General features: G+C 70.7%; 17 protein-coding genes. 9 read left to right on the top strand and 8 right to left on the bottom strand.

Annotated features, from left to right (window positions below; translation table 11 throughout):
• Nucleotides 1-65: 65 nt before the first annotated feature.
• Nucleotides 66-1,022, bottom strand: coding sequence for a LysR family transcriptional regulator (locus H4W81_RS09695; RefSeq protein WP_192774492.1), 957 nt, complete (start codon nucleotides 1,020-1,022; stop codon nucleotides 66-68).
• Between the two features lie 131 nt (nucleotides 1,023-1,153).
• On the opposite strand from H4W81_RS09695, the gene H4W81_RS09690 reads away from it, so the two are divergent.
• Genes H4W81_RS09690 through H4W81_RS09660 form a run of 7 tightly spaced genes read left to right on the top strand, consistent with a single transcriptional unit; the run spans nucleotide 1,154 to nucleotide 8,946 of the window.
• On the top strand, nucleotides 1,154-2,827 hold the full coding sequence (locus H4W81_RS09690; protein ID WP_192774491.1) for an ABC transporter substrate-binding protein: 1,674 nt from the start codon (nucleotides 1,154-1,156) through the stop codon (nucleotides 2,825-2,827).
• Nucleotides 2,824-3,747 carry an ABC transporter permease gene (locus tag H4W81_RS09685; RefSeq protein ID WP_192774490.1) on the top strand — a complete coding sequence of 308 codons (924 nt, stop codon included), beginning with the start codon at nucleotides 2,824-2,826 and terminating at the stop codon, nucleotides 3,745-3,747. The genes H4W81_RS09690 and H4W81_RS09685 overlap by 4 nt, the downstream gene beginning before the upstream one ends.
• Nucleotides 3,744-4,739 (top strand): ABC transporter permease, encoded by a 996-nt coding sequence (locus tag H4W81_RS09680; protein WP_192774489.1) that lies wholly within the window; start codon nucleotides 3,744-3,746, stop codon nucleotides 4,737-4,739. The genes H4W81_RS09685 and H4W81_RS09680 overlap by 4 nt, the downstream gene beginning before the upstream one ends.
• Complete coding sequence (locus H4W81_RS09675; protein ID WP_192774488.1) at nucleotides 4,736-5,533, top strand: ABC transporter ATP-binding protein; 798 nt, start codon at nucleotides 4,736-4,738, stop codon at nucleotides 5,531-5,533. Before H4W81_RS09680 ends, H4W81_RS09675 begins: the two co-directional genes overlap by 4 nt.
• Nucleotides 5,530-6,522 carry an ABC transporter ATP-binding protein gene (locus H4W81_RS09670; protein WP_192774487.1) on the top strand — a complete coding sequence of 331 codons (993 nt, stop codon included), beginning with the start codon at nucleotides 5,530-5,532 and terminating at the stop codon, nucleotides 6,520-6,522. Before H4W81_RS09675 ends, H4W81_RS09670 begins: the two co-directional genes overlap by 4 nt.
• Nucleotides 6,519-7,754 carry an alpha/beta fold hydrolase gene (locus tag H4W81_RS09665; protein ID WP_192774486.1) on the top strand — a complete coding sequence of 412 codons (1,236 nt, stop codon included), beginning with the start codon at nucleotides 6,519-6,521 and terminating at the stop codon, nucleotides 7,752-7,754. The genes H4W81_RS09670 and H4W81_RS09665 overlap by 4 nt, the downstream gene beginning before the upstream one ends.
• A 13-nt stretch (nucleotides 7,755-7,767) precedes the next feature.
• Nucleotides 7,768-8,946 carry a M6 family metalloprotease domain-containing protein gene (locus H4W81_RS09660; RefSeq protein WP_192774485.1) on the top strand — a complete coding sequence of 393 codons (1,179 nt, stop codon included), beginning with the start codon at nucleotides 7,768-7,770 and terminating at the stop codon, nucleotides 8,944-8,946.
• 347 nt (nucleotides 8,947-9,293) lie between these two features.
• Here the strand turns inward: H4W81_RS09660 and H4W81_RS09655 are convergent, their stop codons facing one another.
• From H4W81_RS09655 to H4W81_RS09645, 3 genes are all read right to left on the bottom strand, one after another.
• Entirely contained in the window at nucleotides 9,294-9,683 is a 390-nt protein-coding gene (locus H4W81_RS09655; protein WP_192774484.1) for a DUF2267 domain-containing protein, read from the bottom strand.
• 311 nt (nucleotides 9,684-9,994) lie between these two features.
• Entirely contained in the window at nucleotides 9,995-10,594 is a 600-nt protein-coding gene (locus tag H4W81_RS09650; protein WP_192774483.1) for a dihydrofolate reductase family protein, read from the bottom strand.
• Nucleotides 10,595-10,895: 301 nt separating this feature from the next.
• Nucleotides 10,896-11,801, bottom strand: a complete 906-nt coding sequence (locus H4W81_RS09645) for a LysR family transcriptional regulator (RefSeq protein ID WP_225958526.1) — start codon at nucleotides 11,799-11,801, stop codon at nucleotides 10,896-10,898.
• A gap of 107 nt (nucleotides 11,802-11,908) precedes the next feature.
• Here H4W81_RS09645 and wrbA point away from each other — a divergent pair, with 107 nt between their 5' ends.
• Together wrbA and H4W81_RS09635 are read left to right on the top strand one after the other, a co-directional pair.
• A complete protein-coding gene (gene wrbA, locus H4W81_RS09640) occupies nucleotides 11,909-12,529 on the top strand; it encodes an NAD(P)H:quinone oxidoreductase (protein ID WP_192774482.1) in 621 nt (206 codons plus the stop codon).
• A 26-nt stretch (nucleotides 12,530-12,555) separates the two neighbouring features.
• Entirely contained in the window at nucleotides 12,556-13,701 is a 1,146-nt protein-coding gene (locus tag H4W81_RS09635; protein ID WP_192774481.1) for a serine hydrolase domain-containing protein, read from the top strand.
• A gap of 97 nt (nucleotides 13,702-13,798) precedes the next feature.
• Here the strand turns inward: H4W81_RS09635 and H4W81_RS09630 are convergent, their stop codons facing one another.
• From H4W81_RS09630 to H4W81_RS09615, 4 genes are read right to left on the bottom strand one after another with little or no spacing between them, the layout of a single operon-like run.
• The gene (locus H4W81_RS09630; RefSeq protein ID WP_192774480.1) at nucleotides 13,799-14,731 is read right to left on the bottom strand and encodes a U32 family peptidase; all 933 of its coding nucleotides are present in this window, start codon (nucleotides 14,729-14,731) and stop codon (nucleotides 13,799-13,801) included.
• Complete coding sequence (locus H4W81_RS09625; RefSeq protein ID WP_192774479.1) at nucleotides 14,731-15,117, bottom strand: MaoC/PaaZ C-terminal domain-containing protein; 387 nt, start codon at nucleotides 15,115-15,117, stop codon at nucleotides 14,731-14,733. The genes H4W81_RS09630 and H4W81_RS09625 overlap by 1 nt, the downstream gene beginning before the upstream one ends.
• Nucleotides 15,114-15,506: an FAS1-like dehydratase domain-containing protein gene (locus H4W81_RS09620; RefSeq protein ID WP_192774478.1), complete on the bottom strand. Its 393-nt coding sequence runs from the start codon at nucleotides 15,504-15,506 to the stop codon at nucleotides 15,114-15,116. Before H4W81_RS09620 ends, H4W81_RS09625 begins: the two co-directional genes overlap by 4 nt.
• The gene (locus tag H4W81_RS09615; protein ID WP_192774477.1) at nucleotides 15,503-16,222 is read right to left on the bottom strand and encodes a GntR family transcriptional regulator; all 720 of its coding nucleotides are present in this window, start codon (nucleotides 16,220-16,222) and stop codon (nucleotides 15,503-15,505) included. Before H4W81_RS09615 ends, H4W81_RS09620 begins: the two co-directional genes overlap by 4 nt.
• Between the last annotated feature and the right edge of the window lie 110 nt (nucleotides 16,223-16,332).

Raw genomic sequence — 16,332 nt, 5'->3', positions numbered from 1 at the left:
CCGTCGCGGGTGGGCGGTCCACGGCCGGTCCGACGACGAGATCGGCGGCTTTGGGCCCGCACCGCCTACTCGCGGCGCATACCGCCGGCCGCCGTGTGGCCGGCCAGCCACGCCGGGTAGGCGTCGTTGCGCCTGCTCGCCTCGTCGTAGGCGTGCCGGGCGTGCTCGACGACCTCGGCGGCCGCCGCGGCGAAGGGGGCGTCCCGATGCCAGGCCAGCAGGTGCCGGTACCAGAGCGGGTCGCCGGCGATCGGCCTGATCGCCAGACCCGGCACCTGGCGGAAGGTCGCCTGGCACAGGCTGACTCCCCGCCTCGCGAGCACGAGGTCGAGCAGGACCGTCCCCTCCGCCTCGTGCCGCACCCGCATGGCCAGGCCCGCGTCGTGGAAGATCGTCGTCCAGTACTCCCTGATCCGGTCGTCGTCGGGCGGTGGCGCGATCCAGTCCTCGGCGGCCAGCTCCGTGAGGGTGACCTCGGTCTTGGCCGCGAGCGGGTGGCCGACGGCCATCATCGCGAAGACGGGCTCGGTCGCCACCGGCCGCAGGACGACGCTGGGGCCGGCCGCGAGCTCGTAGCCGGGGCAGTCGCCCACGACCGCGAGCTCGAGCTGGGCGGCCTCGACCAGCTCGACGAGCCGGGTCGCCGCTCCGCGGGTGACGGTGGTCACCAGGGCCTCGGGGTGGGCGGCGTCGAGCCACGTCAAGAGTCCGGTCAGGAGTGGCGCGTTCACCGTGCCGATCCGCAGCGTCCTGTTCTGCGCGGGCGCGCGCAGCCCGAAGACCAGATCGTCGATGGCGGGCAGGACGGCTCGCGACCTGGCCAGCACGAGTTCGCCGAACGCGGTGGGCCGCACGCCCTGCGGGGCCCGCTCGAACAGCGTGCCGCCGAGCATGGTCTCGATGCGGCGCAGCTGGGCGGTGAGGCCCGGCTGCGACAGGCGTAGCGTCTTGGCGGCCCTGGTCAGGCTGCCGGACTCGGCGATGGCGCAGATGATGCGCAGATGCCGGATCTCTACCTCCATAACCCGATGTTATAGGGAAATAGGAGCTTTCGTGCTGGTGAACGGATGGACGACTATCAAGCCACTCGGGAGGCCCATAACGATGTGTGCCATTTCATATGGCAATGGTGCGTAACGGAAGGTGGAGCGACATGTCCAAGAAACGTGGCCTGGTCGCCCTCGTGATCGGTCTCGCCGGTGTCGCGAGCGGCTGCGGTCAGGGTGGCGGAACGACTGCGGCTCCGCAGGGCACGGCGAGCGCCAAGGGCGGGGTGCTGCACGTCCTGGCCAGCATCGACCTCGAGCACCTGGATCCGGCCCGCAACTACGTCACCTCGTCGATGGACGTCGGCAGGCTGATCTACCGCACGCTCACCACCAACGCCGCGGCGCCCGGTCCCGCGGGCGGCGAGATCGTCCCCGACCTGGCCACGGATCTCGGCACCCCCACCGACGGGGCCCGGACCTGGACCTTCACCCTCAAGGAAGGGGTGAAGTTCGAGGACGGCCGCCCGATCACCAGCAAGGACGTCAAGTACGGCGTCGAGCGAACCTTCGCCCCCGAGTTCCCCGAGGGCCCGCCGTACGCACGGATGTGGCTGCGGGGCGGTGACACGTACAAGGGTCCCCTCGCCGGCGAGGATCTGAAGGCGATCGAGACGCCCGACGACCGGACGATCGTGTTCCGGCTGAACAGGCCGGTCGCCGACTTCGGCTCGGCCGTCTCGATGCCGTTCTTCTCGCCCGTGCCCAAGGACAAGGAGGCCGGGGTCGCCTACGACAACCGGCCGTTCTCCTCCGGGCCCTACAAGATCGAGAAATTCGAGCCGAAGAAGCGGATCGAGCTCGTCCGCAACGAACACTGGAACCGCGCCACCGACACCGTGCGCAAGGGACTGCCCGACCGCGTCGTCATCGACCTCAACCTCGATCCCGCCGTGATCGACCAGCGGATGATCGCGGGACAGGGCGAGGACGCCAACGCCGTGCAGTTCGAGCCGATCGGCGCCGCCTCCGTCGCCCAGGTGCTCACCAATCCGGCGCTCAAGGAGCGCCTGGTCACGGGAGAGTCGATCAACACGAGGTTCCTCTCGCTCAACACCAGCAGGAAGCCGCTCGACCAGGTGAAAGTACGGCAGGCGATCGCCTACGCGCTGGACAAGGAGGCGCTGCGGACGGTGCGCGGCGGGCCCATCGCGGGTGACATCGCGACCACTCTCCTGCCGCCGGCGATTCCCGGCCACCGCAAGGAGGATCCGTACCCGGTCGACGTGGCCAAGGCCAAGGCGCTGCTGGCCGAGGCGGGGTTCGCCTCCGGCATCGACCTCACGCTCGACACTCCTGCCACGCCGAGCGGCAAGGCGCAGGGCGAGGCGATCCAGGCGTCGCTCGGCCGCGCGGGCATCCGGGTGAAGATCAACGAGATCAGCTCGTCGGCGTTCTGGAGCACGGTGGGCAACACCAGCCAGCAGCACGACCTGGTCATCGACGGCTGGACACCGGACTGGACGGGAGCCTCGACGTACCTGCCCAACATCCTGGACGGGCGGTTCATCGTCAAGCAGGGCAACCAGAACCGGGCGCGCTACGACTCGGCCGAGGTCAACAAGCGCTTCGACGAGATCGCCGCGATGACGGACGCCGCTGCCGCCGCGACCGCCTACGGCGAGCTGGCCACGCGGATCATGAAGGACGCACCGGTCGTGCCGTTCCTCTGGGACAAGTCAGCCTTCCTGACCGGGTCGAACGTGACCGGAGCCTACGGGCACGTCGCCTTCGTCGGGCGGGTCGACCTCGCCACGGTCGGCCTCAAGAGCGCCCGATGACGCTCGCCCAGCTCGCCGAGGCACCGGCGGCCCCGCCCGCCACCGCCGGCTCATCGGCGCGCCAGCTCGCTCGGCGCATCCTGTCCGACCGCGCCGCCACCGCCGGTGCCACGGTCATCGCGCTCCTGGTGCTCATGGCCGTCGGCGCGCCCCTGATCACCGCCATCACCGGCCAGTCGCCCAACGAGTTCCACCCGGAGGCGATCGACCCCGCCCTCGGCGGCCTGCCGAAGGGCTCATGGGGCGGCATCAGCGCCGAGCATCCGCTCGGCGTCGAACCCACCACCGGCCGTGACGTGCTCGCCCGTGTCGTCTGGGGCGCCCGCGTCTCGCTGCTGATCTCGCTGCTGGCCACTCTGCTCTCCACCGCTCTCGGCACCGTGCTCGGCCTCGTCGCCGGATTCCGGGGCGGGTGGGCCGACATGGTGATCGGCCGCCTGATGGACCTGCTGATGTCCTTTCCCAGCCTGATCTTCATGATCGCGCTCATGTCCGTCGCGCCCGACGGTGATCGGGAGCTGATGCTGGTCGCCGTGCTCGGCCTGTTCGGCTGGCCGTACATCGGCAGGATCGTCCGCGGCCAGGCCATGGCGCTGGCAGGCAGGGAGTTCGTCGAGGCGGCCAGGGTGCTGGGCGCGAGCAGGAGGACGATCCTGTTCAGGGAGATCCTGCCCAACCTCACCGGGCCGATCCTGGTCGTGGCGACGCTGTCGATCCCCGGTTACATCGCCACCGAGGCGGGCCTGTCCTTCCTGGGTGTCGGAGTGCGCCCGCCGACCCCCTCGTGGGGCCAGATGATCGCCTCGGCCGTGCCCTGGTACGCGGCCGATCCCGTCTACTTCCTCGTCCCCGGCCTGTTCCTGCTGGCCACCGTGCTTGCGTTCAACCTGGTCGGCGACGCCCTCGGAGACTTCCGTTGATCGTCTACCTCCTCAAACGGCTCGGCGCGGCCGCCGCGATCCTGCTGGTCATCTGCGCGCTCACCTTCGCGGTCTTCTATATCGCGCCGGACGACCCCGCGCAGAAGGCGTGCGGCAAGGCCTGCAGCCCCGAGCGGATCGAGCAGATCCGCGGCCAACTCGGCCTCGACGCGCCGATCCCCGAGCAGTTCGCCGTCTACGTGCGGGGCATCTTCGCCGGGCGCACCTACGGCACGGGACCGACCGCGGTCGAGTGTCCCTTCCCCTGTCTCGGCTTCAGCTTCCAGACCAACGTGCCGGTGCAGGAGCTGCTGGTCAGCAGGTTGCCGGTGAGCGCCTCGATCGCGATCGGCGCCGCCGCGCTGTGGCTGCTCGTCGGCGTCGGCGCCGGAGTGGTCGCCGCGCTGCGCAAGGGCTCGTGGTGGGACAGGACGGCGATGGGGGCGGCGCTCGGCGGGATCTCGCTGCCGATCTACCTGACCGCGCTCGTCCTGCAGTACGTCCTCGTCGTCGTGCTCGAGGTCCTGCCGTATCCGAGGGCGGTCGGCCTGCTGGAGGATCCGGGCGGTTGGTTCGCCTCGATGCTGATGCCATGGATCGCGCTGGCCGCGCTCTACGCGGGCATGTACGCCCGGCTGACGCGCACCGAGCTGATCGGCGCGCTGAACCAGAACTTCGTCCGCACCGCCAGGGCCAAGGGCCTGCCCGAACGCACCGTCGTACGGCGGCACGCGCTGCGGCCCACGCTCACCCCGATCGTGACCGTCTTCGGCATGGACCTCGGCGCGCTCCTCGGTGGCGCGCTGATCACCGAGTCGGTGTTCGGCCTGCCCGGCGTGGGCAAGCTGGCCGCCGACGCGATCAACAGCTCGGACCAGCCGGTGATCCTCGGTGTGACGCTGTTCGCCGCGACCTTCATCGTCTTCGCCAACGTGATCGTGGACCTTCTCTACGCGGTGCTCGACCCGCGGATCAGGCTCGGTGCCGCATGACACTGCTCGACGTCAGGAACCTCACGGTCTCCTTCGGAGACACCAGGGCCGTCGACGGTCTGTCCTTCAGCCTGGAATCCGGACGCGTGCTCGGCCTGGTCGGCGAGTCGGGCTGCGGCAAGTCGGTGACCAGCCTCGCCGTCATGGGCCTGCTCAACGGCGCCACGACCAGCGGCGAAGTCTGGTTCGACGGCCACGAACTGCTCACGAGCGACCGGCGGGCCGTCCGCAGGCTGCGCGGCGACCGCCTGGCGATGATCTTCCAGGATCCGCTGTCGTCGCTCAACCCCTACTACCCGGTCGGTTTCCAGATCGCCGAGGCCTACCGGGCGCACCGCCGTACCAGCAGGAAACAGGCCCGGGCGATCGTGGTCCGGATGCTGGAACGCGTCGGGATCCCCGAGGCGGAGCGGCGCGCCCGCGACTACCCGCACCAGTTCTCCGGTGGCATGCGGCAGCGCGTGATGATCGCGATGGCGCTCTGCCTGGAACCCGAGCTCATCATCGCCGACGAGCCGACCACCGCGCTCGACGTGACCGTACAGGCGCAGATCCTCGCCCTGCTCGACACGCTGCGCGAGGAGTACGGCACCGCCGTCCTGCTGATCACGCACGACCTCGGCGTGGTCGCGGGGACGGCCGACGAGGTCGTCGTCATGTACGGCGGGCGGGCCGTCGAGCGGGGCGAGGTGCACGCGCTGTTCGAGGACCCGCGTGAGCCCTACACCCGCCGCCTGCTGGCCGCCGTCCCCAGGATCGACCGGCCCGTGCCCGACCGTCTGGAGACCCTGTGACCCCCCTGCTGGAAGCGGAAAGCCTGGTCAAGCGCTTCCCCGTACGCCATCCGCTGACCCGCCGCGTCACCGGCCACCTGACCGCGGTCGACGGCGTCTCCCTGACCGTACGGCGGGGCGAGACGCTCGGCCTGGTCGGCGAGTCAGGCTGCGGCAAGTCGAGCACGGCCAGACTGATCACCCGGCTGGCCGAGCCGACCGGGGGCACGATCCGCTTCGACGGGCGCGACATCACCACGATGGGCGAGGCCGCCCTGCGCCCGGTCCGCCGCGACCTACAGATGATCTTTCAGGATCCGTTCTCCTCGCTGAACCCGCGCATGACCATCGAGGCGATCCTGTCGGCGCCCTTCCGCTACCAGGGCCTCAAGCCCGAGCCAGGCCAGATCGCCGAGTTGCTGCGCCGGGTGGGGCTGCGTCCGGAGCACGCCGAACGGCTGCCGCACCAGTTCTCCGGTGGTCAGGCCCAGCGGATCGGCATCGCCCGCGCACTGGCCCTCCATCCGAAGCTGGTCGTCTGCGACGAGCCGGTGTCCGCACTCGACGTCTCGGTCCAGGCGCAGATCCTCAACCTGCTGCGCGACCTGCAGGAGGAGTTCGAGCTCAGCTACGTGTTCATCGCCCACGACCTCGGCGCGGTGCGCCAGGTGTGCGGCAGGATCGCGGTGATGTACCTCGGCACGATCGTGGAGATCGCCGACCGTGACGAGCTGTTCGCCCGTCCGGCCCACCCGTACACCGCTGCGCTGCTGGCCGCAGTGCCGATCCCCGACCCCAGGATCGAGCGGGCCAGGCCCCGCGTCGTACTCTCCGGCGACCTGCCCAGCCCCGCGAACCCACCCAGCGGCTGCCCTTTCCGCACCCGGTGCCCGAGAGCGGCCGAGAGGTGCGCGCTGGAGCGGCCCGCCCTTGCGGAGGGCGCGCCCGGCCATCGGGTCGCCTGCCACTTCCCCCTCGACACCTCACTCTCTCGCGAAGGAGCCCCGTGACCAGGCTGCACCTGGCCGATCACCTCTTCCCCGTCCCGCTCGACCACGCCGATCCCGGCGGCCCCTCGATCGAGGTGTTCGCCCGTGAGGTGGCCGACGCCGCGCGGGCCGGGGAGGACCTGCCCTGGCTGCTCTACCTGCAGGGCGGTCCCGGTGGTCGCTCGCCCAGACCGCTGGGCGCGGACGGCTGGCTCCGTCACGCGCTCAGGACGCACCGGGTGCTGCTTCTCGACCAGCGCGGCACCGGCCGCAGTACCCCTGTCACCCCGCGCACCCCTGAGCGGGTCGCCGACCTGGCCGGGTACCTGCGGCAGTTCAGGGCCGACTCGATCGTGGCCGACTGCGAGCTGATCCGCCGGCGGCTCGGCGTCGAGCGGTGGGAGACGCTGGGCCAGAGCTACGGCGGCTTCCTGACGATGACGTACCTGTCGACGGCGCCCGAGGCGCTGAAGGCCTGCTACGTCACGGGCGGGCTGCCCGGCCTTACCGCCACCGCCGACGAGGTCTACGCCCGTACCTACCCGAGGGTCGCCGCCAAGGTCAGGCAGTACTACTCCCGCTATCCCGCCGACACCGGCAGGGTCGGGCGCATCCTCGACCGGCTGCACGAGGGCGGGGTCAGGTTGCCCGACGGTGACCTGCTCACCCCGCACCGGTTCAGGACGCTCGGCCTGGCCTTCGGCATGGGAAACGGGTTCGATCGGGTGCACTGGCTGATCGAGGATGCCTTCGACGGCGACGAGCTGTCACACGACTTCCTCTACCAGGTCATGCAGCTCACCGGCTTCACCGGCAACCCGCTCTTCGCGGTGCTGCAGGAGAGCATCTACGGCCAGGGGGCCAAGCCCACCGCCTGGGCGGCCGAGCGGGCCCTCGCCGACTTCCCCCACTTCGGCCGTGACGCCGACTCCCTGCTGTTCACCGGAGAGATGATCTACCCCTGGATGTTCGAGGAGGTCGCGGCGCTGCGGCCCTTCGCCGACGCCGCCGACGAGCTCGCCCGCGTGGCGGACTGGCCCGCGCTCTACGACCTCGACCGCCTGGCCGCCAACCAGGTGCCGGTCGCGGCCGTGGTCTACCACGACGACATGTACGTCGACGCGGGCCTCTCACTGGAGACCGTTCAGGCCGTCGGCAACGTGCGCGCCTGGGTCACCAACGAGTGGGAGCACGACGGGGTCACCGCTTCGGGCGAGCGGGTGCTCGCCCGGCTCATGGAACTGGCGATCTGAAAGGAACCCTCCGATGTTGCGTCGATTAGTGCTGGCGACCGCGCTCGCCGCGTCCGTCCTCGCAGTCCCCACGGCCGCCCACGCCTTGGAACCGCACTCCGCCGAGCCGCCCGCCGCCGAGCCGCCCGCCGCCAAGGCTCGCGCCGCCGAGTGCGCGCTGCCCGGCCGTACCGGCTGGACCGACGAGGGCCACGACACCGACCACCGGCAGTTCCGCGCCGCGACCGGCCGGATCAGGGCCGTCATGCTGTTCGTCGACTTCCCCGACGCGGCCGCCGAGGGCGGCACCGCGCCGTACGCCGATCACTTCGCGCCCGCCCGGCAGTGGCTCGCCGCCGCGTCGTACGGCAGGGCGCGGCTGAGCATCACCCCGGTGCACAAGTGGTTCAGGATGCCGCAGGCCAGCACCACCTACGGCTTCGACAGGGGTATCAGCTACGAACAGCACCGGCTCTACGTCCGGCAGGCGGTGGCCGCGGCCGACGCCGAGGTGGACTTCTCCCCCTACGACGTCGTCTACATCGTCCCGTCGAGGAACGCGGCGGCGGTGAGGTTCTCGCCTACCTACCTGTGGGACCCGGCCCAGAGCGGCGTGGTCGCCGACGGCGCCGAGGTGAAGTGGGGCGTCACGTTCGGCCAGGACATGTGGCGCTGGGGGCACAAGGTGCTCGCCCACGAGACCGGCCACATCTTCGGCCTGCCCGACCTCTACTCCTTCACCGGACCCGATCACCACCGCTTCGTCGGCGGCTGGGACGTGATGGGGCTGATCAGCGGCCCGTCGCCGCAGCCCTTCGCGTGGCACGCGTGGAAGCTCGGCTGGATCTCCGACGGCCAGGTGGCGTGTGCGCCCGCCTCCGGCGGAACCTACCGGCTCACCCCCGTCGAACGGTCTGGCGGGCGCAAGCTCGTCGTGGTCAGAACCGGCGAGACGAGCGCCTACGCCATCGAGTCGCGGACGGGAAGCGCGTGCTCGGGCGGGATGGTGATCTACCGGGTCGACTCGGCGGTGGCGACGGGTGAGGGGCCCATCCGCGTGATGGACGCCAAGCCCGACGCCGTCCCACCGGCCGGCTGCCACGCCCTCGACGACGGCGCCTACGGCTCGGGCGAGGTCTTCACCGACGAGTCGGCGAAGGTGCGCGTCAAGGTCGAAGGAGACGTCGTACACGTCGAGCGGCTTCGCACCTGACCCCGTTATCCGCGTAAGGGCGACTCCTGTACGGCCGAGGGCAGGACGTGGAGCCCCTTCGACACGGGCGTGACCGTGCGCGGCTCGCACGTGGTCGACCAGCCCGATCACGCGGCCGTGGTCAGTGACCCTCGGGGCCGCACGCGCAGTACTGCTGTTCCAAATCAGCACGCGGCGCGGCCCCATCGAGGAAAACGGAAGGCGATCATTGAGCCACGCCGACGAGCATGACAGATGCGCCGACCGAGCTCCGCTGTGGCACTGCTCGCTGCGTCACGTGACTCGGATGTTCGGGCGGGGGGCGACCTCCCAGAGAACGGCGCTTCGTCCGAGCCGGTGCCCGCAGGTCAGCCGCTGAGGCTGGGTTTACCGAACAGCACCGCGAACCCGGACGGCAGCTGGGTCAGCACATCGTTGAGCTCACCGCCGGAGACCGCCTCGGCCACGGTGCACAACACCGCGCTGGCATCCCACTCGGCGGTGCGTTCGGTGGCTCCGGTGGCCGCGGCGACCCGTCGCAGGAACTCCTGGACCCGGAATGACTCGGCCCGATCGTGATCCGTGGGCAGGGCCGTTGCGAGCTGGTGGGGTAGTTGGGCGGCGAGGTCGTCCACTTCGCCGGGGTTGAGTCGGCGGGCCAGCGCGCCGAGCACCACGCGGGTGACCTGTTCGGCCTCCTGCGTGTCGGCGTACTCGCCGCGTTCACGGACCTTGGCAAGGAACTCTTCGTAGTGCATCGATGCCTCCCTTCGGCCCGGCCGTCCGGTGCCGGCCGTCCGGTCGGGCGCCGGAGTCAGGCTCGACCTCCAGCGTATCGCCGAGGAACCCACGATGCGGTTTGACCTGCATATTCTTGCCGTCAAAGGGGCCTGTCGGCCGCCCTCGATCGACGGTCCTGAAGAGGAAGCACCCCAGGGACAGCCGACACGGCCTTGAAGTGGCGGATCGCGGGGACGGGGACACCGGCGTGGCCGTGCTGGGCCGAGAACCGGTTGCGGGTGAAGGCGAACCGTCGCCGGAATCGCCTGGTTGACCGGACCACAGCCTTCTACCGGATCACCCGGTACGTCAGGTGGGTGACGAGGCTGGTGCCCGAGGGGTCGCCGAGGGGTTCAAGGGTGATGTCCCCGACGTTGTCGAGCAGCCGCTCGCCTCTGCCGAGGATCACGGGCGCGACGTGCAGGCGCAGCTCATCGATGAGCCCTGCCGCCAGGTACTGGTTCACCGTCTCCGCGCCACCGGCGATGGCGACGTCGCGGTCGCCGGCGGCCTCGCGCGCCTGGGCCATCGCCGCCTCGATCCCGTCGCTGACGAAGGTGAACGTCGTGCCACCCTTCATCGTCAACTGCTCGCGCGGGTGGTGAGTGAGGACGAAGACCGGCGCGTGGTACGGCGGCTCGTCGCCCCACCAGCCGTTCCAGTCCAGGTCCCAGGCGCCGCGGCCGGGGCCGAACATGTTGCGGCCCATGATGAAGGCTCCGGCCGCGGTGATGCCCTCGATCACCGTGGCGTGCCGCTCGGGCTCGTCGAACATCCATCGGTGCAGGCGCTCGCCCACGCCCTCGCCGAACGGCTCGTCCAGGCTCTGGTTCGGACCTGCCACGAAGCCGTCGAGGGACATCGCCATGTCACAAGTGACCTTGCTCATCTCACTGCCTCCTGCGTTCCCGGCGCTCGTCCGGCGCCGCCTTCAGGGGGAGGTCGGAGCCGTCCGCCTGTTCTCTACATGGCTGGCCGGATTTTTTTCAGGACGCGGGTCCTCCCGATCACCGGCGCGGATGCCGACGCGAGTGTCAGCCGCAGGTACGACCCCCGGCGGCCGGTCCTCGTCTCGGCCGGCCGCCACGCCGCGACACTGGACGCGCGGCTGGACCATCTGCTCGCGCACAACCGCTCCGACACGCGTCGGCCTGCGCTGACCCTTCATCCCGGATGGCCACATGGGCGGGCTACGCGGCGGGAGCGGTGCGGGCCGCGAGGTCGGCGAAGGCGCGGATCCTGGCGTTCTCCGCCGCGCTTCTCCAGACGAGCCCGTAGACGGCCTGCGGCGCGTCGGCGATGGGGATGTAGGCGACGTCCGGCCTGGCGTAGTAGCGGGTGGCCTGACTGGTCAGCGGGGTCATGGCCGTCCCCGCCGCGACCAGCGCCAGCACCGCCTGGAAGGTCTTCACCAGCGGTCCGCGCCGGATCGGCTCGCCGGTGCTGGTCCGTTGCGGGCTGTGGCTGTCCAGCCAGTACGCGGGGGCGCCGTCGATGGACAGGACCGTGTCCCTGGCGAGGTCGTCCAGGACGACGCTGTCGCGGCGGGCGAAGGGGTGTCGGGCGGAGACGGCCAGCACGTAGCTCTCGCGCAGGAGCGCGGGCCCCACGGTGATGTCGGGTTCCCGCACGGGGAACAGCGTCGCCAGCATGTCGACGGTGCCGTCGCGCAGCGGCGCCAGGTGGTCGTCGAGCTGCGTCTCCATGGTCAGCTGGACCTCGCAGTCGGGATGGAGGCCGCGGAAGGCGTCGATCACCTGGGTGAGCGCCTCCGCGGTCGCGGGGCCGAGGAAGCCGAGGCGCAGTGTCCCGCTGACCTTGCGCCCGGTGTCCACCGCCTTGGCGATCTCCTGCTGGATCTGCCGGTAGGCGGGCTCGATGCCGTCGCGGAGCTGACGGCCGAGCGGGGTCAGGCTGACCCTGCGGCTGGTGCGCTCGAACAGGGCGGCGCCGATGCGTCGTTCGAGCTTGCTGATGATCTGGCTGGTCCGGCCCTGGGAGAGGCCGAGGCGCTCGGCCGTACGCCGGAAGTGAAGCTCCTCGGCGAGCGTCAGGAACGTCTCTATCTCGTGCTGGTCCAACGTCGCCGCTTTCATTGGTGAACTTCGCTCACCAATGGTTCCACACATCGGCATTGTTCGGGACTGGTGGCTCTTCGATGCTTGACGCACCACATGAGCCCTCTTCTTGGGAGAAGTTCGATATGAGCACCACCGTCAAGCTTGCGATCATCTACTACTCCGCTACCGGCAACATCGCGCAGATCGCCCAGGAGATGGCGGCGGCCGCCTGGAAGGCCGATGCCGAGGTCCGGCTGCGCAAGGTCGCCGAACTCGCCCCGCAGGAGGCCATCGACGCCAACCCCGCCTGGGCCGCGAACCACGCCGCGACCGCCGACGTCGCCGTGGCCACCGCCGATGACCTGATCTGGGCCGACGCCGTGATCTTCGGCTCCCCGACCCGGTTCGGGAACATCTCCTCGCAGCTCAAGCAGTTCCTGGACACGCTGGGCGGCGTCTGGCAGCAGGGACTGCTGGCCGACAAGGTCTACAGCGGCTTCACCTCCACCGGCACCCAGCACGGCGGGCACGAGTCGACCCTGCTGGCTCTCAGCAACACCTTCCACCACTTCGGCGGCATCGTCGTGGCCCCCGGCTACACCCACCCCGACAAGTTCGCCGACGGCAACCCGTACGGCACCTCGCACTGCGACGCCGGAGGCACCGCCCCTGTCGGTGACACCACCCGCGCCGCCGCTAGGATCCAGGCCGAGCGCGTCGTGAGGTTCGCCCGCGCCATCAGCGCCGCCCCCGTCCTCGTCTGACCTTCGACGACCGCCAGGAGACCGACATGACCAAGATCTACGGGACCGTGTCGGCAGGGTTCGAAGAGGTCAGGACCGAGTTCGCCGCCGCGGCCGCCGCCGAGGCGGGTCTCGGCGCCCAGCTGGCGGTCTACCTGTACGGCAGGCAGGTCGTCGACCTCTGGACCGGCGACGGCGTCACGGGTGACTCGCTGCACGCCCTCTACTCCTCCGCCAAGGGCGCGGCGCACCTCGTCGCGGCCCTGCTGGTGCAGGACGGCGTGCTGAAGCTGGACGCGACCGTCGCCTCCTACTGGCCCGAGTTCGCCGCCGAGGGCAAGGGCGACCTCACCCTGCGGGACCTGCTCGCGCACCGCGCCGGGCTGATCGGCGTGGAGGGCGGCTTCAGCACGGCCGAACTGGCCGACGACCGCCTCCTCGCCGCTCGGCTCGCCGGCCGGCGGCCCCACTGGCGGCCCGGAGCCGGTTACGGCTACCACGCGTTCGTGATCGGGGCGCTGGTCGGCGAGGTGATCCGCCGCGCCACCGGGCGGACGCTCCAGCAGGTGTACGAGGAGCGCGTGCGCGCGCCGTACGGCCTGGACTTCTACCTCGGTCTCCCCGAAGCGCTCGAACCCCGATACGTGGCGGTCCAGCCGCTGCTGCCGCACGAACGCGCCATGGCGGAGGCGAACGCGCCGGCCCCCGACAGCCTGACGGGCATCGCGTTCAACCTCAACGCCACGCCGCCCACCGACCTCACCGACTTCGCCAACACCCGCGCGGTACGGGCGCTCGGCCCCGCCTCGTCCGGCAGCGTGGGCAACGCCCGTGGCCTGGCCGGGATGTACGCCGCGGCCATCAGCGAGATCGACGGCAGGCCGCCGCTCCTCGACCCCGGCACCCTCGCCGAGTTCACCAGGCCGCACTCCACGGGCCCCGACCTGGTCACGGGTGAGCGCGACCACTTCCTGCTCGGTTTCGAGGCGCAGGCCGTCCGCTATCCCGACCTGGGCGCGGACGCCTTCGGCCACAGCGGCGCGGTCGGCGCCCAGTCCTTCGCCGACCCCCGCAGCGGCATCGCCTATGCCTACACCCGCCGCCGCTTCTCGTTCGGCGGAGGCGGCGGAGCCCCGGAGAACCGCCGCCTGGTTCCCGCCGTCCTGCGCGCGGCGGCCGACGCCAGGCCGTAGAGAGCGTCCTCGGTGGTGACCGAGCCATTCGAATGACGAGCCGCTCCCACCACTGCGTCCTTGTGCGCAGGCCGGGGTTTCCCGGTGTGGCGGGATGTCAGACCTCGGGGATGCCGAGGTCCTTCGGGCGCGAGGGCGCGGAGCGGGTGGCGAGCTCCGGGGCCAGCTCGCCCAGCAGCCGCTGGACGAGCGCCGCGCGCCGCACCCGCTCCCTGCCCAGTTCCTTCGGCACCGCGCCCAGGTGCCCACCCGAGGGATAGATGTTGGGCGCGTTACGCAGTCCCATCTTCAGGTAGACCGGCGCGGCCGCCTTGATGATCTCGGCGGTCTCGTAGAAGCGGATGAATCCCCCCTGATCGTCCGGCACTTCGAGGTAGAGGTCGATCGGCAGGTCGGTGGCGGCGCGGATCTCGCCGAGGTGGGCAGGGCTGAGGTCGGTGGCGACGTTCAGCGTGGAGGCACCGAGGCGGCTCAGGACGCCGGCGGTCGGCCCGTTGGTCAGCGGCATCAGCACCGAGGTCTTCAGGACGAGGCCGGCGGGGAGCGTGCCGTCCCTCTTGAGCCGGTCGAGGATCTCGAGCACGCCCAGGTCGCCGACGAGCAGGCTGCGGATGCCGAGATCACAGGCCCGCAGCGCGTCGGCCACGCAGGCCGCCACCATCGCGTTGCCGCGCGCCGCCGCGCCGACGGCCTGGGTGAGCTTGGCCTGGCCGCCGGTGTCCCACGCGGCCCGCGGGCCGAGGAACAGGTTGATCTCGATGCCGCGCTCGGCGCCGAGCTTCGCCATGGTGCTGATCTCGGCGTCGGTCAGCATCATCACGCCGCTGCCCTGGGAGGTGCGGTCCACGCGCACCTCGCGCCGGTCCGCCTCTTCCAGTACGGCCAGCAGCACCTCGGGCCCCTCGACGCTGGGGATCTCGAACCGGTAGGCCGAGCCGTCGGAGAACCTGGCAGTGGAGTCGGACGGCGCCCGCAGCACCGGGTGGCCGAGGCGGGCGGTGAGGGCGTGGAGTTCGGTGAGGGTGGGCATCAGGGATTCTCCTTGTCAAAGATCACTTCTGCGCGGCCCAACGTGGTGCGGCGGCCGGTGTCGTCCTCGCCCCACAGCTCCAGCTCGGCGCGCCGTCCGTCGGTGGTGACCACCCGGCCGCGGCAGGTGTGGGGGCGGTCGCGAAAGTCCATGCCGCGGTAGCTGACCTCCAGCGTGGTCAGCCGGCCGCGGCCCGCCAGCCAGGAGGTGACCGTCCGCCCCAGGTAGGCCGCTTTGAGCAGGCCGTGCACGGCCAGCTCTGGGTGGCCGAGGGCGCGCGCGAAGTCCAGGTCGTAGTGCATGTCGTAGAAGTCGCCCGACGCTCCGGCGTACTCCACGAGCCTGCGCAGGGTCGTGGTCTCGGTGAGCGGGGGCAGCTCGGTCATTTCCTGATCCTGGTGCCGATGTGCCGGACCACGAGCTCGCCGTCCGGGCGGCGGAACTCGGTCTCGAAGGTGAGCAGCGCCATGCGCCCCGACGAGCCCTGCTTCTCCGTCACGGCGGTGAAGCGGGGCTGGGAGCAGAGCTCGTCACCCACGCGCAGCGGCGCGTGGTACTCGAACCGGTCGCCGCCGTTGAGCCAGCCCGAGCCGTAGGACTCGGCGGCGGGTAGCGAGGGCGGCTCGTCGAGGAAGCACGCCGTGAAGGTGGGCGGCACCTCACCGTCGGGATCCTCCCCGATGGCGTGGAGAAAGGCGCGTAGGTGCCGTCGTTCGACGGTGTCCTGTCTGCGCGGCCCCGCCCAGCCGAGGGCGGCCTCCAGTTCCTCGATCATGTCCGTCCCTTCTCGGCGCGCGTCCGCTCCAGCCACGCCAGCGACTCGGGCGAGTGGCCGCCCACCCTGTCCTCGAGGCCCTCGGTGAACGCGGTGGCGCCGTGAGTGGCCAGCTCGTGGTGGACCGCCTCGCGATCTCCCGTCTCGATCACCTCGAGCAGCCTCTGATGCCGGCGCCAGTCCTCGACCAGCGACTCGCTGTCGGCTCTGGCCTGCCTGTTCATCCGCATGCAGACCAGCATCTGCAGCTGGATCGAACGGTAGGCCTCCTCGACCCGCCGGTGTCCGGACAGTCCGATGACGGAGCTGTGGAACTCGTAGGCGTGCTGGATCACGCCGACCTGGTCGCCTGCTCGCGCGGCCTCGCCCTGCTTGGCCAGGGCGGTACGGCAGCGCTCCAGGCGGGCCTGGTCGCGCACGGGGACGCCGAGGTCCACCGCCATCCGCTCCAGTTCTCTGCGGAGCGTGGAGATCTCGTAGATGTCATGCAGGGTGAGCTCGGTGACGAAGGCGCCGCGCCTGGGCAGCTGGGTGATCAGGCCCTGCTGCTCCAGCACCCGCATCGCCTCGCGCAGCGGCGGCCTGCTGACACCGAGCTCCTGGGTGAGCTGGTTCTCCACGACCCGATCGCCTGGCTTCAGCGCGCCGCTGAGCAGCATGCGCATCAGCGCCTCGGTGGCGAGCTGGACCATGCTGGGGGGTGACTCGATGCGCATCCTGGTCTCTCTGTGTAGCGAGGAGTGAATGTCCTCCCCATGGTGCCTGTCGAAGAAAGTTGCCGCAGAACCTTGTCTAGCGCACTTGTCTTCTGTAGACAATAGGCAAC

This window comes from Nonomuraea africana (assembly GCF_014873535.1).
Classification (GTDB): domain Bacteria; phylum Actinomycetota; class Actinomycetes; order Streptosporangiales; family Streptosporangiaceae; genus Nonomuraea; species Nonomuraea africana.
The sequence above is the reverse complement of the archived record's forward strand: the minus strand, read 5'-3'. Positions and strand labels throughout refer to the sequence as shown.